We start from the raw sequence: 19,268 nt of genomic DNA, 5'->3' as shown, positions 1-19,268 counted from the left end.
CAGGGAGGAGTCATGGCGCGTGGAACGCACCAGACTTCACGTATAAAATCTTATACATGCGAGTGCGTCAATGGACGAGAAGGAAATCCGCTGGGTGGGCTCGTCCTACGCGGACCTGCTGGCCTTTCCCGTGGAACCGCGCCGCGCGGCGGGTTTCGAACTGGGCAAGGTGCAAGCCGGGCTGGACCCGACGGACTGGAAGCCCTTCAACGATGTGGGGGCCGGCACACGGGAAATCCGGCTGCGGGACGCCAGCGGCATCTACCGCGTGATGTACGTGGCGAAGTTCGAGGAAGCGGTCTATGTCCTGCACTGCTTTCAAAAGAAGACACAGGCCACCAGCCCGCAAGACAAGGCCATCGCCCAAGCGCGCTACCGCGCCGTGATCCACGCCAGGAAGGACACACCATGAAGACAGACACCGCCATCCGCCACGTCACCCCGCCGGGCGCCAACCTCTTCCTCGAGCTGGGTTTTGCGCCGGCCGAGGCTCGCCGCCTGCAGGCCGCATCGCACAAGCAGATCAACGACACGCGGCTGCTGAAGCAGCAACTCATGGAGGCGCTGGCCGACTGGATCGCCGAGCACCAGCTGAAGCAGGCCGAGGCGGCCGAGATCCTGATGGTCTCGCGCCCCCGGGTGTCGGACGTGGTGAACAAGAAAACGACCAAGTTCACCATCGACACGCTGGTCGAAATGCTCAGCCGCATCGGCAAGCCGGTCACGCTGACCGTCGGCTGATCCCCGTCCGCCCGTCCCCGATAATCGCCCGAGTGAAAACGACGACTGCCCACCCCGCCCCCTCCTCCAGCGACTTCTCCGGGCACACGCCCATGATGGCGCAGTACCTGGGCCTCAAAGCCGACCATCCGGACACCCTGCTGTTCTACCGGATGGGCGATTTCTACGAACTGTTCTGGGCCGACGCCGAAAAGGCCTCGCGCCTGCTCGACATCACGCTCACCCAGCGCGGCCAGTCGGCCGGGCAGCCGGTGCTGATGTGCGGCGTGCCCTTCCACTCGGTCGACACCTACCTGGCGCGGCTCATCAAGCTGGGCGAATCGGTCGCCATCTGCGAGCAGGTGGGCGAGGTCGGTGCCAGCAAGGGGCCGGTCGAGCGCAAGGTGGTGCGGGTGGTCACGCCCGGCACGCTGACCGACTCGGAACTGCTCAACGACAAGAGCGATTCGCTGCTGCTCGCGGTGCATGCGGGCACGCGCAATTTCTGCGGCCTGGCCTGGCTCAGCGTGACGGGCGCCGAGCTGCGGCTGGCCGAGTGCCCGGCCGACGCGCTCGAAGCCTGGATCGCGCGCATCGCACCGAGCGAACTGCTGTACAGCGCCGAGGTCACGCCCGCCTTCGAGCAGCGCATGAAGGCCGCACGCGCGGCCGTGCCGTTCACGCTGTCGTTGCGTCCGGCCTGGCAGTTCGATCCCGGCCTGGGCGAGCGCAAGCTCAGCGAGCAGATGGGCAGCCACAGCCTCGCGGCGTGGAACGCCGAATCGCTGGGCAATGCGCACGCCGCCGCCGCCGCGCTGCTGGGCTATGCCGAGCACACGCAGGGCCGCGCGCTGTCGCACGTGCAGCGGCTGTCGGTGGAGCGCGACGGCGACCTGATCGAGCTGCCGCCCACCACGCGCCGCAACCTGGAGCTGGTGCAGACGCTGCGCGGCGAAGACTCGCCCACGATGTTTTCGCTGCTCGACACCTGCATGACGGGCATGGGCAGCCGCCTGCTCAAGCGCTGGCTGCTCTCGCCGCGCCGCGACCGCAGCGAGGCCCAGGGCCGGCTCGACGCCATCGGCGCGCTGCAGTCCCCCGGGCCCGGTGCCACCGCCGCACCCTGGCGCACGCTGCGCGAGCAACTGAAGAACACGAGCGACGTGGAACGCATCGCAGCGCGCATCGCGCTGCGCCAGGTGCGCCCGCGCGAACTGGTGGCGCTGCAGCTCGCGCTGGCGAAGGCCGAGCAGCTGGCGCCGCTGCTGCCGGGCGCTGCTGCGCTGCTGGCGCAGATCACCGAGCGCCTGGCGCCGCCGCCGGGCTGCGCCGACCTGCTGGTGCGCGCGATCAAGCCCGATCCGTCGGCGCTGGTGCGCGACGGCGGCGTGATCGCCACGGGCCACGACGCCGAGCTCGACGAGCTGCGCGAGATCAGCGAGAACTGCGACGACTTCCTGCTCAAGCTCGAGATCAGCGAGCGCGAGCGCACCGGCATCAGCAACCTGCGCGTGCAGTTCAACCGCGTGCACGGCTTCTACATCGAGGTGACGCAAAGCGCGCTCTCGAAGGTGCCCGACAACTACCGCCGCCGCCAGACGCTGAAGAACGCCGAACGCTTCATCACGCCCGAACTCAAGGCCTTCGAAGACAAGGCGCTGAGCGCGCAAGACCGCGCACTGGCGCGCGAGAAGTGGCTGTACGAGCAGCTGCTCGACGCGCTGCAGCCCTCGGTGCCCGCGCTCACGCAGCTGGCCGGCGGCATTGCCGCGCTCGACGCGCTGTGCGCGCTGGCCGAGCGCTCGCACACGCTGAACTGGCGCGCGCCGACCTTCGTGTCGCACCCGTGCATCGAGATCCAGCAGGGCCGCCACCCGGTGGTGGAGGCGCGGCTGGCCGAGAAGTCGTCGGGCGGCTTCATTGCCAACGACACGCAGATGGGGCCGCAGCAGCGCATGCAGATCATCACCGGCCCGAACATGGGCGGTAAGTCGACCTACATGCGGCAGGTGGCCATCGTGGTGCTGCTGGCCTCCATCGGCTCGCACGTGCCGGCCACTGCCTGCCGGCTCGGGCCGATCGACGCCATTCACACGCGCATCGGCGCGGCCGACGACCTGGCCAATGCGCAGTCGACCTTCATGCTCGAGATGACCGAGGCCGCGCAGATCCTGCACAGCGCCACGGCGCAGTCGCTGGTGCTGATGGACGAAATCGGCCGCGGCACCAGCACCTTCGACGGCCTGGCGCTGGCGGCCGGCATCGCGGCGCAGCTGCACGACCGCAGCAAGGCCTTCACGCTGTTCGCCACGCACTACTTCGAGCTCACCGAGTTCCCGGCCACGCACCACGGCGCGGTGAACATGCACGTGAGCGCGACCGAGTCGGGCCGCGACATCGTGTTCCTGCACGAGATGCAGCCGGGCCCGGCCAGCAAGAGCTACGGCATCCAGGTGGCGCGCCTCGCGGGCATGCCCGCGGCGGTGGTCAACCACGCGCGGCAGGCGCTCGATGCGCTCGAATCGCAGCATGCGCAAACGCGTGCGCAGGTCGACCTGTTCGCACCGCCGCCGGCCACCGAAACCCCCATGGCCAGCGCCGTAGAATCCGCGCTGGCTGCCCTCGACCCGGACACCATGAGCCCGCGCGAAGCCCTCGACGCGCTCTATGCCCTCCAGAAACTGAACGCACGTGAACGCAGTACCGCATGAGCGGGCCCAGTTCCTGCAAGGCGAACCCATGACTTATTGCGTAGGCATCAAACTCAACGCCGGCCTGGTGTTTCTCTCCGACTCGCGCACGAACGCGGGGGTGGACCACATCAGCACCTTCCGCAAGATGATCGTCTACGAGCAGCCGGGCGACCGCGTCATGGTGCTGCTGTCGTCGGGCAACCTGAGCATCTCGCAGTCGGTGCGCGAAATCCTGCAGATCGAAGAGCTGCGCGAAACGCGCGAAGACGGCACGCAGGGCGAACCCATCACCATCTGGAACGCCAAGAGCATGTTCGACGCCGCGCGCGTGCTGGGCTCGGCCGTGCGCCATGTGTACGACCGCGATGCCGAGGCGCTCAAGCATGCGGGCCTGGACTTCAACGTGTCGTTCATCTTCGGCGGGCAGGTCAAGGGCGAAGGCATGCGCCTGTTCCTGGTCTACGCCGCGGGCAACTTCATCGAAGCGACCACCGAGACGCCCTACTTCCAGGTCGGCGAGTCGAAGTACGGCAAGCCCGTGCTCGACCGCGTGCTCACGCCCGAGACGCCGCTGGACGAAGCCGCCAAGTGCGCGCTGGTGTCGATGGACTCGACCATGAAGTCGAACCTGTCGGTGGGCCTGCCGCTCGATCTGGTGGTGTACGAGGCCAACAAGCTCGAGACCGACCGCGTGATCTGCATCGACGCCGACAACCCCTACTACCGCATGATGCACAACAGCTGGGGCCAGAAGCTGCGCGAGGTGTTCGACAGCATCGAAGACCCGGTGTGGGACGACAGCGCCACCGAACACCCGCTGCGGATGCCGGCCACGCGCCACAGCCCGCTGCGCAAGATCTCCACGCCCGACGAAAAGCTCATCTGAATCTGTCCGTGCCTCCTGTCATCTTTTCGCACGGCAACAGCTTTCCGGCGAGCACCTACCGCGTCGTTCTCGACAGCCTTCGCAACCGGGGCTTCGAGGTCGACGCCATCGAGAAATTCGGGCACGACCCGAAGTACCCCGTCACCGACAACTGGCCGCACCTGGTGCAGCAGCTGGCCGACTTCGCCAAGCTGCGTGCCGACCGCGCGGGCGGCCCGGTGTTTCTCATCGGCCATTCGCTGGGCGGCTTCCTGAGCCTGATGTGCGCGGCGCGCCATCCCGAGCTGGCGCGCGGCGTGCTGCTGATCGACTCGCCGATCCTCGGCGGCTGGCGCGCGAACACGCTCAACGTGGTCAAGCGCACGCCGCTCATGAAGAGCATTTCGCCCGGCGCCACCAGCCGCAAGCGCCGCAACAGCTGGGAGCATCGCGAGGCGGTGTTCGAGCACTTCCGCAGCAAGAAGGCGTTCGCGAAGTGGGACGAGCAGGTGCTGCACGACTACATCGACCACGGCACCTTCGACAGCGAAGACACCCGCTCCCTGAGCTTCGACCGCGACGTGGAAACCGCCATCTACAACACCCTGCCCCACACGCTGGGCGCGCTGCTGCGCCGCCATCCGATCAAGTGCAAGGCGGCCTTCATCGGCGGACGCCAGTCGGTCGAGATGAAGCAGGTGGGCATGGCGATGACCGAACAGGTCACCAAGGGCCGCATCACGATGCTCGACGGCAGCCACCTGTTTCCGATGGAAAAGCCGCTGGCCACGGCGGCGGCCATCGAGGCCTCGCTGCGCAACCTGATGTAGGTGGTGTTCAGGCGATGCGGCAGGCGACCGCGTCGCCGACGCGCAGCACACCGCCACGCAGCACCCGCGCCGTCACGCCGCCATGCCCGCGCATGGCGTTGTAGCCGCCGGGGCCGAGCAGTTCTTCCATGCGCGAGCAGGGCTCGCAGGGCCCGGTGATCTCGAGCAGCACCTCGGGCCCGAGCGCCAGCACCAGCGGCTGGTCGCGAAACAGCGAGCGCGCCGCCAGCAGGTTGAGGCCCGACACGACGAGGTTGCGGCGCAGCAGGCCCGCACCCACACCCTCCATGCGCTGCGCAAGCGCCGCGACAACCGGCAGGTGCTCCGCCTGGATCAGCGTGACCTGCCGCTTGCCACCGCCGCGCCCGGCACTGCTGCGGTCGCCGGCCAGGCCCAGCCCTTCGATCGCGAGCACCTCCTCCACCGTTTGAACTGGCGCGCGCCGCGCGGGGCGCAGCAGGATGGCATCGAGCCGACCGGGATGCGGGAACTGCCGGGTCAGGGCGTGGAGATCGGGCATGCGCCGCATTGTCCACGCGGACTTTTTTTGCGCGCCGCTGTCGGCCCGCCGCATACTGGCGCGTCCTTGGGGTTGAACCGACCTTCTTCGAAGCGACACGCACCGGGCCGACGATGACCACCACCGAGCTGAGCTGGATCGCCACCACGCTGACCGCCGCACGCCCGCGCGCGGTGGCCGCGTTGCTGCGCTACTTCCGCGACCTGGACACGGCCGAGGAAGGCTTCCAGGAAGCCAGCCTGCGCGCGCTGCGGCACTGGCCCGAGCACGGGCCGCCCGACGATCCGCTGGCATGGCTGATCCTCGTGGGGCGCAACGCGGCGCTCGACGAACTGCGGCGGCGCGACCGGCACGATCCGCTGCCCGAAGAGGACGACGGCGACGCGGACATGGCCCTCGACCCCGACCTCGCCGAACAGCTCGACCAGTCGCACTACCGCGACGACGTGCTGCGCCTGCTGTTCGTCTGCTGCCATCCCGCATTGCCGCTCGCGCAACAGATCGCGCTGGCGCTGCGCATCGTCTCGGGGCTGTCGGTGCCGGAGATCGCGCGCGCCTTCCTGGTCGGCGAGCGCGCCATGGAACAGCGCATCACGCGCGCCAAGCAGCGCGTGGCCGCGGCCGGCCTGCCCTTCGATGCGCCCGGCGCGCGCGAACGCGGCGAGCGGCTGGCGGCCGTGGGCGCGGTGGTCTATCTGCTGTTCAACGAAGGCTATGCGGCCAGCGGCGGCACGGCCCATGTGCGCGTGGCGCTGTGCGAAGAGGCGATCCGGCTCGCGCGCCTGCTGTGCGACCTGTTCCCCGACGAGCCCGAGACCGCCGGCCTGTGCGCCCTGCTGCTGTTGCAGCATGCGCGCGCCGATGCGCGGTTGGACGCGGCCGGCATGGTCGTGCTGCTCGAAGACCAGGACCGCACACGCTGGCACCGCGCGGCGATCGACGAAGGCCTGGCCCTGCTCGACACCGCGCTGCGCCAGCGCCGCATCGGGCCGTACCAGCTGCAGGCGGCCATCGCGGCCACGCACGCACGGGCCGCGCGCGCGGCCGACACCGACTGGGCCGAGATCGAGCGGCTCTACGTCGGGCTCGAAAAGCTGCAGCCTTCGCCCGTGGTCACGCTCAACCGCGCGGTGGCCGTGGCCAAGGTGCGCGGGCCCGGGGCGGCGCTGGCGATGGTCGACACGCTGGCGGTTCCGCTGTCGGCGTACTTCCACTTTCACGGCCTGCGCGGCGGGCTGCTGATGCAGCTGGGCCGCGCCGACGAAGCGCGCCGCGCCTTTGCCGACGCGCTCGCACTGGCCCGCACCGCCGCCGAGGCTGCGCACATCCGCCTGCTGCTCGATCGCCTCGGCGCGAGCGCCTCTTCCGACTCCCTCCAAGCAAAGGACGCACGATGCTCTATTCCATCCTGATCTACGGTTCCGAAGCTGCGGCGGCCGGCTGGGCGCCTGAGGTCGAAGACGAGATGCTCGAGCGCCACACCGACCTGCGCGACGAGCTGCAGGCCGCCGGCCGCCTCGGCACCGTGCTGCGCCTGATGCCCGACACCGCCACCACCGTGCGGCACGCCGGCGCCGCGCATCCGCTGGTGACCGACGGGCCGTTCGCCGAGACGAAGGAGCAGCTGATGGGCATCTACATCGTCGAGTGCGAGTCGCTCGAAGACGCGCGGCATGCGGCGCGGCGGCTGGACTTCGAGGGCGGCGTGTTCGAGATCCGCCCGGTGACCTGGTACGACCCGGGCGTGATCGCGCCGCGCATCCCGCAAGTCTGAAAAAAAGCGCGCTGCGCTGTCGGATCAGCTAAGCCTGCGCCGTCCTTGGAACGAGCGCCCGCATGTCGCGGGTCGCCACTCACGCCAAGGAGAAGCTCTCATGCCCTCGAATGTCCTGTCTTTGAAAGACCGCTGCGCCGTGATCCACGGCGGCAGCGGTGCCCTCGGCGGCGCCGTCGCCCGCGCCTTTGCTCGCGAAGGCGCCCGCGTGTTCGTCACCGGCCGCAGCCGCGACAAGCTCGATGCGGTGGTGCGAGACATCACCCAAGCCGGCGGCCATGCGCAGGCCGCGGTGGTCGACGCACTGGACGAAGCCGCGATGCTGCGCCACGCGGCCGAGGTCGCCGAACGGGCCGGCGGCATCGACCTGGCGTTCAACGCCGTCGGCGTCTTCCACGTGCAGGGCCGGCCGCTGGCCGAGTTGTCGCTGGAGGACTTCTTCCTCCCCATCCACGCCTACACGCGCGCCAACTTCCTCACCGCCAAGGCCGTGGCACCGCACATGGCGGCGCGCGGCGGCGGCGTGATCCTGTCGGTGTCGACGCCCGCCTCGCGCCTACCCGGCCCCGGGTACCTCGGACATGCCGTGGCCTGCGCCGGCGTGGAGGGGCTCGCGCGTCACATGGCGGGCGAGCTGGCGGTCTTTCGCATCCGCACGGCCTGCATCCGCTCGCACGCGATTCCCGAGGCGGTGGCCGCGGGCTCGCACAGCGGCGAGGTGTTTCGCCCGGCGGCCGAGCGCATGGGCCTCACGGTCGAGCAGATGCTGGCCGCGCGGCCCGAGGGCCTGCTGGTCGAACGCCTGCCCTCGCTGGACCAGCTCGCGGGCACCGCGGTGTTCCTGGCCTCGCCGCTGGCCGGGGCCATGACGGGCGCAATAGTCAACCTGAGCGGAGGGGTCATCCTCGATTAGGGTTGTGGTCGCTTTGAATTAACATCAAGATACAAATAGGAACTTTAGAAACAGTCGTTTCATTTAAGAAAAAACGTTGCACCACGTACACCACGGCTCAAAAATGTCGTCCTATGTCTGCCCCTCTCCTGGAAGACGTTGAAGTGGTCTCGCTGAGCCCCGCGCTGGTGGTCGAAGACGATCCGGCGATGCGCGAGCGCCTGGCGTACGTGCTGTCGACGCTCGGATGCGACGAGCCCCAGATCGCCTGGGCCGACAGCCTGACCTCGGCCCGCTCACTGCTGGAGCAGCAGCATTTCGGTGTGGCGCTGATCGACATCGGCCTGCCCGACGGCAGCGGCGTCGACCTGATCGAGTGGATGCACGAGCACCACCGGCTGGTGCCCGCGGTGGTGATCTCGGCCTGGCGCACCGAGGCCGTGATCTTCGCGGCGCTGCGTGCCGGCGCCATCGGCTACCTGCTGAAGGAACGCGACGACCTCGAGCTCAGCATCGCGCTGCGCAGCATCGAGCAAGGCGGCGCACCGATCGACCCGGCCATCGCCCGCCGCATCCTCGGCTGGGTCGCGACCCAGCTGCCCAGCCTGCCCACGCCGCCCGACGACCCGTCGCTGACGCCCGCCACCACGCCCGTCATGCTGACGCCGCGCGAGCGCAAAATCCTCGAGCTCGTGTCGCAAGGGATGAGCAACCGCGACATGGCGGAGGCGCTGTCGATCTCCAGACTCACCGTGGAATGCCACACCAAGAACATCTACCGCAAGCTGGCCGTCAACTCGCGCACCGAGGCGGTCTACCAGGGCCGAAGGCAGGGCTTGCTGCGCTGAGGTTCCTTGCGGGCCTGCTGCTGTGGGCCCTGTGGCTGCTGCTCTCGACGGGCAGCGCACACGCCCAAACACCTGTTGTTCCTGAACTGCGCGCCGAAGCCGCACGCGGCACCGGCTGGGACGACACGACCCCGCCCGCCGACGGCTGGACGCCTGTTGCCCTGCCCGACAGCTGGGCCACGCGCTGGCCCGGCTTCGACGGCGTGGTCTGGTACCGGCTGACCTGGGAGCAGCCCGCGCCGGTGACCGAAACCGGACTGCTGCTGCACTACCTGAACATGGCCGGCGAGGTCTCGCTCAACGGCACGACGATCTGGCGCGACCGCAGCCTGGTCGAGCCGCTCACGCGCGCGTGGAACTCGCCGCGCTACTGGCTGCTGGACGCGCCGCAATTGCGCGCCGGCACCAACACGCTGCTGGTGCGCGTCTCGGGCATGTCGGCCTACCAGGCCGGGCTGGGCCCGGTGAGCCTGGGCACGCCCGCGGCCATGCAGGCCGAGTTCGGCCGCGAGCAGCTCATGCGGCGCGACCTGCAGGTGTTCGGCCTGGCGACCAGCGCGGCGGTGTCGGCCTTCTTCGCGGCGTGGTGGCTGCTGCGTCGGCGCGAGACGGCCTACGGCTGGTTCGCGGCGATGTCGGTGCTGTGGCTGCTGTTCGGCTACAACCAGATCGCCACCAGCCCGTGGCCCTTTGCCAGCAACCACAGCTGGCAGGCGCTGAACACCTCGCTGCTGCTGGTGTTCAGCGTGTCGTACGGCGTGTTCGTGCTGCGCTTTGCCGGGCGGCGCCTGCCGCGCCTGGAGATCGCGGCGTTCGCGGTGGCGGCCATCGGCGTGCTCGACCTGTGGTTCGCGGGCACCGCCAACCTGCCCACCCACCGCGCGATCTGGACGCTGGTGGGCGGCCTCACGATCATCGTGGTGAACAGCAGCGGCATCTTCCACGCGCTGCGCCACCGGGGCAGCCCGATGCGCTCGCTCGCGCCGTTCATGGCGGTGTCGGCGCTCACGGGCGCGCACGACCTGCTGGTGTTCACGCAGGTGATCGACAGCAACATCTACTACACGACCATGTCCTCGTACGTGCTGCTCTTGGGCATGGCGCTGACGCAGGCCGGGCGCTTCGTGCAGAGCCTGCGGCGCATCGAGAACTTCAACACCGAGCTGATCGAGGAAGTGAACGCCGCCAAGGCGGAGCTCGCGTCCACGCTCGCGCAGCAGCATGCACTGGAACTCGCGCACGCGCGCATCGGCGAGCGCGTGGCCCTGGTGAGCGACCTGCACGACGGCCTGGGCGGCATGCTGGTGGGCAGCATCGCGACGCTGGAGCGCACGCCCGAGCACCTCAGCGCACCGCAGTTGCTGGCGATGCTCAAGAGCCTGCGCGACGACCTGCGGCTGATCATCGACGCCACCGGCCGCGACGACGGCGCGCGCGCGCTTGGCGAACTGCTGGCGCCGCTGCGCTACCGCAGCGCGCAGCTGCTGGATGCCAACGGCATCGACTGCCGCTGGAAGGTCTCGGGCATCGACACGCTCGAACTCGCGCCCTCGCAGAGCCTGGACCTGATGCGCTTCCTGCAGGAGGCGCTGACCAATGTGCTCAAGCACAGCGCGGGCCGGCGCGTGGACGTGACGGTGGCGCGCGCGGGCGCCGAACTGCAGCTCAGCGTGCGCGACGACGGCCGCGGGTTTGCAGTGGACGGCGTGAGCGGCGGCGCGGGGCTGCGCAACCTGCGGGCACGGGCACGCCGCCTGGGCGCGCAGCTGCAGCTACAGTCGCGCCCCGGCGAGACGCAGGTTCTTCTGCGGATGCCTCTGGGCGGTGCAACGACTACTTGACCAGCGCCAGCGTGCCCTTCATGAGCGACGCGTGCCCCGGGAACGAGCAGAACCACGCATAGCTGTCTCCCGCCTTGAGCTTGCTCACGTCGAAGCTCACGGCATCGGTCTCACCGCCACCGATGACCTTCGAATGCGCGATGACGCGGGCATCGCCCTGCTTCACGTAGGCCTTGTCCAGCCCCGCGCCGATGCCGTCCGCCGCCACGCCCTGCGCGTCGGCGGCCTTGCTCAGCACCCAGTTGTGGCCCATCGAGGCCTTGGGCAGCTTGCCGACGTGCTTGAGCTTCACGGTGAACTGCTTGCAGCTGGCCGGCACCGCGATGGCGGTCTTGTTGAACTGCATCGCGTCGTTGCCTTCGATCTCGATGTCGCAGGTGGCGGCCAGCACGGGGCCTGCAAGCAGCGCCGTGAAAAGCAGGGCCGCGGTGGTTCTCGTCTTCATCACATGGTTCCTTCGGTGAGGTGCCGATTCGGCACGCCCCACTGTGCGGTGGGCGTGCCGCGGAACACTTGCGATGAATCAATGCGCGGCGAAAAGCCTCAAAGCTCGAGCACCAGCCGGCCTTCGCAGGCACGCGAACAGCAGGCCATCATCTTCGTGTTCGCATCGCGCTCGCTGCGCGTGAGCACCACGTCGCGGTGATCGACCTTGCCGGCCAGCACGCGCACTTCGCACGAACCGCACAGGCCTTCCTCGCAGTCGCTCTGCACATCGACGTTGGCCGCGCGCAGGGCCGTCAGCAAGGTCTGGTCGGGCGGCACGGTGATCACGAGGCCGGAGTCTTTCAGCTCCACCTCGAAGGCATGTTCCTTCGACGGGTCGAGCGTGGCCAGCGTCGATTCGAAATGCTCCACGCGCAGCGCGCCCTCGGGCCATGCGGCGCAGCAGTCTTCGAGCGCTTCGAGCATGCGCAGCGGGCCGCAGGCATACACCTGCGCGCCGGGCACGGGCGTGGCCAGCAGCGCGTGCAGGTCGTTGCGCCGGCCTTCGTCGGCGGCATGCACGTGCAGGCACCCGCCGTGCAGCGCGGCCAGTTCGTCGACGAAGGCCATGCTCGCGCGGCTGCGGCCGCTGTAGTGCAGTTCGTAGTCCATGCCCAGCGCCTTGGCGCGGCGCGCCATCGCGCTCACGGGCGTGATGCCGATGCCGCCGGCGATGAAGATCGCCTTCGGCAGCGACTCGTCGAGCCGGAAGTGGTTGCGCGGGCCGCGGATGCGCAGGCGGTCGCCCACCTTCACGTTCGCATGCACCCAGGCCGAACCGCCACGGCCTTCGGGCTCGTGCAGCACGGCGATCTCCAGCGCGTGGGCTTCGTCGGGGTCGCCGCACAGCGAGTACTGGCGCGACAGCTCGGGTGAGCCGCATTCCACGTCGATGTGCGAGCCCGGCGTCCAGCGCGGCAGCGGCTTGCCGTCGGGCGACACCAGGCGCAGCCGCACGACGCCGTCGGCCACCGGCGTCACGCGCTCGACCACCACGGGCCGCGCGATGGCGTGCGCCGACGGCTCCCCGATGCGCACGGGCACCTGCACGTCGCGCAGGCCGGCGTTGGCGCGCTCCGGGTTGGCGCGCGGGTCCCACTCGACCCACAGGTGCTCGGGCCCACGGAACGAGGTGTTGGGCACGTAGCTGAAGCGTTGCTCCGACAGGCGCATGTGCGGCAGGCGGCGCGTGAACTCCTCCAGGAAGATCTGCATCTCCATGCGCGCCAAGTTCTTGCCCATGCACTGGTGCGAGCCGTAGCCGAAGGTCAGGTGGTCGCTGGCGTTGTCGCGGCGGATGTCGAACAGGTCGGCATCGGCGAAGTGGCCTTCGTCGTGGTTGGCCGACGAGGTGACGATCAAGAGGCGCGAGCCCGCCGGCAGGTCGACCCCGCCGACCTGCGTGTCCTTGGTGACCAGCCGGCGCCAGGCGGCCACCGAGCCGTTGTGGCGCAGGCACTCTTCCACGGCATTGGGAATGAGGCCCGGGTCGTCGCACAGCTCCTGCCACACCTGCGGGTGCTGCAGCAGCAGCTTCACCGCGTTGGCGGTGGCGTTGGCCGTGGTCTCGTGCGCGGCCACGATGCCGGCCATCATCATCGAGTGCAGGTACGAGTCGGTGACGACCTCGGGGTGCTGCATCTGCTTGCGGATGCCGTACTGCATCCAGCCGGGCGCGTCGGGGTCCTGGCGCATCTTGTCGAGCACCTTGCCGGCGTACTGCCAGAAGTTGCCGACGGCGTGCGCCACGGCCACCTGCTCCTCGGGCTTGGGGCGGCCCCAGGTGTTGACGGTGTGCGCGATGGAATATTTGCGCAGCGTGTCCATGTCTTCCTCGGGCACACCGAGAAAGTGCAGCGCCACGGTGAGCGGGATTTCCCACAGCATCTGGTCGACGAGGTCGGCGCGGCCGTCGTCGATGAAGCGGTCGACATAGCTGCGCGCGAGTTCGCGCACCAGCGGCTCGTGGTGCTTCAGCGCCTCGGGCGTGAACGGGTCCATGAGCGCGCGGCGGCGCGGCATGTGGGCCGGCTCGTCCTCGTTCACCAGCGTGCGGTTGAGCGCAAAGCCGTAGCTTGCGAGCACGGCGTTGGCTTCGTCGCCGGTGGGCGTGATCTTCTCCAGCGCGTTCGACGGGCTGAAGGTGAGGTTGTCGCGAAACACCGCCTTGATGTCGTCGTAGCGCGTGATCACCCAGTAGCCCAGCTTGGGGCTGTAGAAGATCGGCTCCTGCTCGCGGGCCCAGCGCACGTACTCGGGCGGGTCCTGCTGGTAGCCGTCCTCGAAGGGATCGAACTCGGCGGCGCGCTGGCTCACGGGGCAGCCGGTGGGCGTGCGCTCGGCGGAGAGCGCCCCGTGCGCGACGGGGCAACCGGAGGTGCGCGAAGGCATGGCGGTATCGGACATGGCAGCAGACTCAGTCGAGCGTGATCTTCAGGTCGCGGATCAGCTTGTGCCAACGCGCGGTCTCGGCCTTGAGCAGCTCGGTGTACTGCGCGGGCGTGTTGCCCACGGGCTCGACGCCGAAGTCGACCATGCGCTTGTTCACCGAGGGCTCGTGGATGGCGGCCGCCAACTGGCGGTTGAGCGTGTTCACCACGTCGGCCGGCGTGGCCGCGGGCACCACCACGCCAACCAGCGCGGCGGCTTCGACGTTCTTGTAGCCGAGCTCGGCGAAGGTGGGCACGTCGGGCAGCTGCGGCAGGCGCGTGGGGTTGGCCACGGCCAGCGCGCGCACCTTGCCGCCCTTGATGAAGCCGGCGCCGGCGGCCATGTCGACCATCATGGCCGGCAGCTGCCCGCCGACCACGTCGGCCAGCGCAGGCGCCGCGCCGCGGTACGGCACGTGGACCATGAAGAGCTTGGCTTCCACCTTCAGCAGTTCCATCGCCAGGTGGTGCGGGCTGCCCGCGCCGGCCGAGGCGTAGTTGATGCCGCCCGGCTTGGCCTTGGCCTGCGCGATGAAGTCCTTGGCGGTGGCAAAGCCCGAGTTGGCGCCGACCACCAGGATCATCGGGAACTTGCCCATCAGCGTGACGGGCGTCAGGTCCTTGGTGGGGCTGTAGCTCAGCGACTTGTACAGCGCCGGGTTGAACACCAGCGTGCCGTTGTCGGCCGAGAGCACGGTGTAGCCGTCGGCCGGGGCGCGCGCGGTTTCGGCGGCGGCCAGCGCGGTGTTGCCGCCGGGCTTGTTATCTACCAGCACCGGCTGGCCGACCTGGGTCGACAGCGTCTGGGCGACGGTGCGCGCGAGGAAGTCGGAGCCGCCGCCCGCGGCGTAGGGCACGAGCCAGCGGATCGGCTTGGCGGGGAAGGTGGTCTGGGCGCTGGCGGCAGTGGCCAGGGCAGCCAGGGACAGGACCGCAAGGCCGCGGGCGAAGTGCTTCTTCATCGGGGTGTCTCCGGGGTAGAAATTGTGTATTGCGTAATTATTATACGCATTGCGTAATCACTAAACCACGGGTTTACCCGGCCACCGAGGCCGCCACCTAAGATGCCGACGACATGACCTCCCCCGCCGAAGCACCCTCTTCCCCTCCCCGCGAGCGCCGCCAGCGCGTGCAGTCCGCCGAGACCGGCATGGCCGTGCTCAAGGGCCTGGCGCACCTGGGCGGGCGCAGCAGCCTCACGGCGCTGGCCACCCACGTGGGCGAGAGCCCGGCCAAGGTGCACCGCTACCTCGCGAGCCTGATGGAGGAAAGCCTGGTGCGCCAGGACACCGCCTCGCAGCACTACTACCTGGGGCCCGAGGCGATCCAGATCGGCCTGGCCGCCATGCGCCAGGCCGACCCGATCCGCGCGGCCGAGCCCTGCCTGATCCGCCTACGCGAATCGCTGGAGGTGACCTGCTTCGTCGCGGTGATGGGCAACAAGGGCCCGACCATCGTGCGCTTCGAGGAGCCGGGCCTGCCGGTGACGGTGAACGTGCGCGCCGGCTCGGTGATGTCGATGCTGTGGTCGGCCACCGGGCGCGCCTTCCTGGGCCTGCTCGACGAGTCGCGCGTGGTCGCGCTGGCCGAGCAGGAACTGGCCGACGCCACCGAGGACATGCGCGCGCTGCTCGATGCCGACGACCCCATCGGCGCGCTGCGCCGCGAGGTGCAGCAGGCGCACTGCGCCATCGTGCGGGACACCTACCTGCGCGGCATCAGCGCCGTGGCGGCGCCGGTGTACGACTATGCGGGAAGGGTGTGCGCCGTGATCACCGCGCTGGGTGCCACGGGCGGGTTCGACCCGTCGATCGACGGGCCGATCGCCATCGCCGTGCGGCGGGAGGCGAAGGCCGCCGGCGCGCTGCTGGGCGCGGCGGCCTGAGGCTGCTGGCTTATTCCGCCCAGACCACCGCGCCGGTCCACGCCGTGGCCAGCACCACGATGCCGAAGGCGATGCGATACCAGGCGAACGGAATGAAGTTGTGCGTGCTGATGTACTTCAGCAGCCAGCGCACGCACAGCCATGCGCTGATGAACGAGAAGGCCAGGCCCACCGTGAACATCGGAATGTCGGCCACCGACAGCAGCGCGCGCTCCTTGTAGAGGCTGTAGGCGCCCGCGCCGATGAGCGTCGGAATGGCCAGGAAGAACGAGAAATCGGTCGCCGCCTGGCGCGACAGGCCCAGCAGCATGCCGCCGATGATGGTCGAGCCGCTGCGGCTGGTGCCGGGGATCATCGCGAAGCACTGCACCAGGCCGACCTTGAGTGCGTCCCAGGGCGTCATGTCGTCCACGTGCTCGACGCGCACCGAGCCGGGCGGACGCTTCTCGGCCCACAGGATGATGAAGCCGCCGATGATGAAGGTGCTCGCCACCACGGTCGGGATGAACAGGTGCGCCTTGATCATCTTGCCGAACAACAGGCCCAGCACCACCGCGGGCAGGAAGCCGATGACGATGTTCAGCGCCAGCCGGCGCGCCTTGGGCTGGCGCGGCAGCGCCACCACGGTCGAATGGATCTTCTGCCAGTAGACCAGGATCACCGCGAAGATCGCGCCGGTCTGGATGGCGATGTCGAACACCTTGGCCTTGGCGTCGTCGAAGCCCAGCAGCGAGCCCGCAAGAATGAGGTGGCCGGTCGACGAGATCGGCAGGAATTCGGTCAGACCCTCCACGATGCCCATGACAGCGGCCTTGACCAGCAAAACGATATCCACGCGTACTCCTTGAAAGAGCGGCAATTATGGCGAGGCCATCGGTCAGGCCCTGTTCAGGCGCCGTTCCGCCGGTGGAACGCAAGGCAGCCCGCCCACGGAAATACCTAGTTCAGGTGATGTTCGACCTCGGCGCGTTAATACATATTGATAACAGTTATTCATCTGCGCCCGAAGGAGCATCCATGTCAACGTTCACCACCGGGAGTGAACTCGAGGACTGCGTCGCAGAAGAACGCCCCTCGACGCTCGACGACCATGTCGAAGACCGTCTCAAGAGCCCCTGCCAGCTGGAGCGGGAGCAGTGCCACGGCATGCTGCGCGTGGCCGAAGCCACCGGCGCCTCGGCCCACGAGCTGCGCCAGCTGACGCAGCGCCTGGCCGACATCGACCGCTGCGGCGCCAGCGCCTGCATCGTCGCGCAGGGTCATGTGGAGGCCGACCGCATGGCCTCCGGCCTGCAGGCCAACGCCGCCCTGTGCATCGACTTCCGGTTGCTGGAGCCGCTGGGCCCGGCCCACGACAAGAAATGGTTTGCGCGCTGGAAGTTCTGGAGCTTCCTGCTCGGCGCGGCCGGCCCGGTGGCCGCGCTCACGCTGCAGGGCCTGGCGCTGCGCCCGAGCGAGCCGCACGACGCGCACGCCGACCTGGTCGCCAAGTCGCGCAAGGTGCTCGAAAGCTGGCGCCGCACCTCCGACACCCTCTTCTGGCACGCGGTGGAAGACTACGTGCGCCAGCAGGCCTTCTCGCTCGAGACCCAGGCCTACCTGATGCACTGCGTGGCGTCGGTCTTCGCCGCCGAGGCGCCCGTGCTGTGCGACGCCGAGCGCGAACGGCTGGCCGCCGTGCTCACCGACACCTACTGCGACGCACTCGGCACGGCGGCGACCATGCCCTCGTCGGACATCTACCGCCGCCTGGCGCAGGGCCTGGAAACCGACAGCGGCAACGCCGGCCCGGGCCGCCCGCTCGCGCGCGGCGAGGCGGCGCAGGTGGCGATGACCACGCTGGTCACGGTCGTCGGCAACGGCGGCTCACACTGAAGCTGAAGCACGCCGGCGCAGCGCGCGCACCGCGCTGTCGACCGTCGTCAGCACCGGCAGGCCGCTGGCCGCCTCGCAGGCGCCACGCGCCCGCGCCATGCTGAACTGAGCCAGGGCAATGCGCGTGCAACCGCGCGCGCGCAGCGCCGCGGCCTGTTCGGCGATGAGCGCGTCGTGGCGCTGCGTGTCGCCCGCATCGAGCGCGGCCAACGCGCCCTCGGCCAGCGCGAGTTCGAGCGACATGCCCGCAGGAAACTCCGGCGGCATCGATTCCAGCGTGCGCGCGAAGGTCGCGATCAGGCCCAGGCGGCCTTCGCCCTGCACGGCCTCTTCGATCATGGCCTCGTTGGGCTTGAGCACCGGAATGCCCGCGTGCCGCTGCGCCACCGCCTCGATGCACGGCCCGAAGGCCGAGCAGGTGAAGAGAATGCCGCGCGCGCCCGTGTCCACCGCGTACTGCGCCAGGCGCTGGAAGCGCTCGTGCATCGCCGCGTCGAGCCCCTTGCCGTCGCGCGCGAGGTCGGCCGAAAGGCTGTCGTCCAGCAGGTTCATGCGCACGGCCTCGGGCCAGTCGCGCGCGAAGGCTTCGTTGATGGGCGCGACGGAATGCGAGAGCGCGTGGATGAGGGCGATGCGTGTCATGAAGTCAGGTGAGATCAGATGCCCTTGGACGACGGGTTGGCAAAGGCCTCCTTCGTCTCGGCATTGAGCGGGTAGTTGATGTTGATGCCCTTGGGCGGAATCGGCGACATGAACCACTTGCTGTAGAGCTTTTCCATCTCGCCGGACTTCATCATGCCCGACACCACGCGGTCCACCAGCGCCTTGAAGGCCGGATCGTCCTTGCGGAACATCAGCGACTGGTTCTCGGTGCGCAGGCTCTCGCCGGTGATGACGAAGTCCTTCGGGTTGCGCGCGTTGGCGATCTGGCCCGCCAGCAGGATGTCGTCGAGCACGAAGGCCTGCGCGCGGCCGCTCTCGACCAGCAGGAAGGAGTCGGTGTGGTCCTTGCCCGAGAGCTGGTTCACCTCGAGGCTGCGGCCCTTGTCGGCCGCGCGCAGCAGGCGGAACGACGTGGTGCCGGCGGTGGTGACCACCGTCTTGCCCTGCAGGTCGGCGATGCTCTTGATGCCCGAATCGGCCTTCACCAAGGTGCGCACGTTGTAGCGGAAGATGTCCGGCGAGAAGGCCACCTGCGACTGGCGTTCGACCAGGTTGGTGGTGGAGCCGCACTCGATGTCCACCGTGCCGTTCTGCACCAGCGGGATGCGGTTGGCCGAGGTCACGGCCTGGTACTTGATGTCGAGAGCCGGCAGCTTCAGCTCGGTCTTCACCGCCTCGACGATGCGGTTGCAGATCTCGATGCTGTAGCCCACGGGCTTGAGGTTGGCGTCCAGGTACGAGAAGCCGAACGAGGCCTCGCGGTAGCCGAAGGTGATGGCGCCGCTGGCCTTGATCTTGGCGAGCGTGTCGTTGGCGGGCTGCGCCTGCGCGGGAGCGGTCGGTGCCAGGGCGGCAAGGGCCAGCGCGAAGGCGGCGGCGGCGATGGGAAGCGACGGGCGAAGCTGGGGCATGGAACGCTCCTCGGAACGGCGGTTGAAGAAAAGGGG

At 69.1% G+C, this 19,268-nt stretch carries 19 protein-coding genes; 12 read left to right on the top strand and 7 right to left on the bottom strand.

Features of this window, described 5'->3' with window-relative positions; translation table 11 throughout:
* Positions 1-70: 70 nt before the first annotated feature.
* The 5 genes from ACAM52_RS05440 to ACAM52_RS05420 all read left to right on the top strand — a co-directional run bounded on the left by ACAM52_RS05440 (position 71) and on the right by ACAM52_RS05420 (position 5,108).
* On the top strand, positions 71-412 hold the full coding sequence (locus tag ACAM52_RS05440; RefSeq protein WP_159270961.1) for a type II toxin-antitoxin system RelE/ParE family toxin: 342 nt from the start codon (positions 71-73) through the stop codon (positions 410-412).
* Positions 409-741 carry a helix-turn-helix domain-containing protein gene (locus ACAM52_RS05435; protein ID WP_159270960.1) on the top strand — a complete coding sequence of 111 codons (333 nt, stop codon included), beginning with the start codon at positions 409-411 and terminating at the stop codon, positions 739-741. Before ACAM52_RS05440 ends, ACAM52_RS05435 begins: the two co-directional genes overlap by 4 nt.
* A 92-nt stretch (positions 742-833) precedes the next feature.
* Complete coding sequence (gene mutS, locus ACAM52_RS05430; RefSeq protein WP_369647697.1) at positions 834-3,431, top strand: DNA mismatch repair protein MutS; 2,598 nt, start codon at positions 834-836, stop codon at positions 3,429-3,431.
* 28 nt (positions 3,432-3,459) lie between these two features.
* Positions 3,460-4,299 carry a proteasome-type protease gene (locus ACAM52_RS05425; RefSeq protein WP_062474940.1) on the top strand — a complete coding sequence of 280 codons (840 nt, stop codon included), beginning with the start codon at positions 3,460-3,462 and terminating at the stop codon, positions 4,297-4,299.
* Positions 4,300-4,301: 2 nt separating this feature from the next.
* Positions 4,302-5,108 carry an alpha/beta fold hydrolase gene (locus tag ACAM52_RS05420; RefSeq protein ID WP_369647696.1) on the top strand — a complete coding sequence of 269 codons (807 nt, stop codon included), beginning with the start codon at positions 4,302-4,304 and terminating at the stop codon, positions 5,106-5,108.
* 7 nt (positions 5,109-5,115) lie between these two features.
* Here the strand turns inward: ACAM52_RS05420 and ACAM52_RS05415 are convergent, their stop codons facing one another.
* Positions 5,116-5,628, bottom strand: a complete 513-nt coding sequence (locus ACAM52_RS05415; protein WP_369646363.1) for an MOSC domain-containing protein — start codon at positions 5,626-5,628, stop codon at positions 5,116-5,118.
* Positions 5,629-5,741: 113 nt separating this feature from the next.
* On the opposite strand from ACAM52_RS05415, the gene ACAM52_RS05410 reads away from it, so the two are divergent.
* From ACAM52_RS05410 to ACAM52_RS05390, 5 genes are all read left to right on the top strand, one after another.
* A complete protein-coding gene (locus ACAM52_RS05410; protein WP_369646362.1) occupies positions 5,742-7,040 on the top strand; it encodes an RNA polymerase sigma factor in 1,299 nt (432 codons plus the stop codon).
* Positions 7,022-7,402 (top strand): YciI family protein, encoded by a 381-nt coding sequence (locus ACAM52_RS05405; protein ID WP_070062632.1) that lies wholly within the window; start codon positions 7,022-7,024, stop codon positions 7,400-7,402. Before ACAM52_RS05410 ends, ACAM52_RS05405 begins: the two co-directional genes overlap by 19 nt.
* Before the next feature lie 100 nt (positions 7,403-7,502).
* Positions 7,503-8,315, top strand: a complete 813-nt coding sequence (locus tag ACAM52_RS05400) for an SDR family NAD(P)-dependent oxidoreductase (RefSeq protein WP_369646361.1) — start codon at positions 7,503-7,505, stop codon at positions 8,313-8,315.
* 113 nt (positions 8,316-8,428) lie between these two features.
* Complete coding sequence (locus tag ACAM52_RS05395; protein WP_095746141.1) at positions 8,429-9,142, top strand: response regulator transcription factor; 714 nt, start codon at positions 8,429-8,431, stop codon at positions 9,140-9,142.
* Positions 9,052-10,983 (top strand): ATP-binding protein, encoded by a 1,932-nt coding sequence (locus ACAM52_RS05390; protein WP_369646360.1) that lies wholly within the window; start codon positions 9,052-9,054, stop codon positions 10,981-10,983. Before ACAM52_RS05395 ends, ACAM52_RS05390 begins: the two co-directional genes overlap by 91 nt.
* On the opposite strand, the gene azu is transcribed toward ACAM52_RS05390, so the two are convergent.
* From azu to ACAM52_RS05375, 3 genes are all read right to left on the bottom strand, one after another.
* On the bottom strand, positions 10,976-11,428 hold the full coding sequence (gene azu, locus ACAM52_RS05385; RefSeq protein ID WP_369646359.1) for an azurin: 453 nt from the start codon (positions 11,426-11,428) through the stop codon (positions 10,976-10,978). The two genes, ACAM52_RS05390 and azu, sit on opposite strands and share 8 nt — an antisense overlap.
* A 98-nt stretch (positions 11,429-11,526) precedes the next feature.
* Entirely contained in the window at positions 11,527-13,875 is a 2,349-nt protein-coding gene (locus ACAM52_RS05380; protein ID WP_369646358.1) for a cytochrome P450/oxidoreductase, read from the bottom strand.
* A gap of 10 nt (positions 13,876-13,885) precedes the next feature.
* Positions 13,886-14,860, bottom strand: a complete 975-nt coding sequence (locus ACAM52_RS05375; protein WP_369646357.1) for a Bug family tripartite tricarboxylate transporter substrate binding protein — start codon at positions 14,858-14,860, stop codon at positions 13,886-13,888.
* Positions 14,861-14,973: 113 nt separating this feature from the next.
* Here ACAM52_RS05375 and ACAM52_RS05370 point away from each other — a divergent pair, with 113 nt between their 5' ends.
* Complete coding sequence (locus ACAM52_RS05370) at positions 14,974-15,783, top strand: IclR family transcriptional regulator (RefSeq protein WP_062474916.1); 810 nt, start codon at positions 14,974-14,976, stop codon at positions 15,781-15,783.
* 10 nt (positions 15,784-15,793) lie between these two features.
* Here the strand turns inward: ACAM52_RS05370 and ACAM52_RS05365 are convergent, their stop codons facing one another.
* Complete coding sequence (locus ACAM52_RS05365; RefSeq protein ID WP_062474913.1) at positions 15,794-16,618, bottom strand: undecaprenyl-diphosphate phosphatase; 825 nt, start codon at positions 16,616-16,618, stop codon at positions 15,794-15,796.
* A 182-nt stretch (positions 16,619-16,800) separates the two neighbouring features.
* Between ACAM52_RS05365 and ACAM52_RS05360 the strand changes: the two genes are divergently transcribed.
* A complete protein-coding gene (locus ACAM52_RS05360; protein WP_159270950.1) occupies positions 16,801-17,658 on the top strand; it encodes a hypothetical protein in 858 nt (285 codons plus the stop codon).
* On the opposite strand, the gene ACAM52_RS05355 is transcribed toward ACAM52_RS05360, so the two are convergent.
* Together ACAM52_RS05355 and ACAM52_RS05350 are read right to left on the bottom strand one after the other, a co-directional pair.
* The gene (locus ACAM52_RS05355; protein WP_369646356.1) at positions 17,650-18,300 is read right to left on the bottom strand and encodes an aspartate/glutamate racemase family protein; all 651 of its coding nucleotides are present in this window, start codon (positions 18,298-18,300) and stop codon (positions 17,650-17,652) included. The two genes, ACAM52_RS05360 and ACAM52_RS05355, sit on opposite strands and share 9 nt — an antisense overlap.
* Before the next feature lie 14 nt (positions 18,301-18,314).
* Positions 18,315-19,232: a transporter substrate-binding domain-containing protein gene (locus ACAM52_RS05350; RefSeq protein WP_369646355.1), complete on the bottom strand. Its 918-nt coding sequence runs from the start codon at positions 19,230-19,232 to the stop codon at positions 18,315-18,317.
* Positions 19,233-19,268 lie beyond the last annotated feature (36 nt).

Origin of the sequence: Variovorax sp. V118 (assembly GCF_041154445.1) — a bacterium.
Taxonomy (GTDB): Bacteria; Pseudomonadota; Gammaproteobacteria; order Burkholderiales; family Burkholderiaceae_C; genus Variovorax; species Variovorax boronicumulans.
The sequence above is the reverse complement of the archived record's forward strand: the minus strand, read 5'-3'. Positions and strand labels throughout refer to the sequence as shown.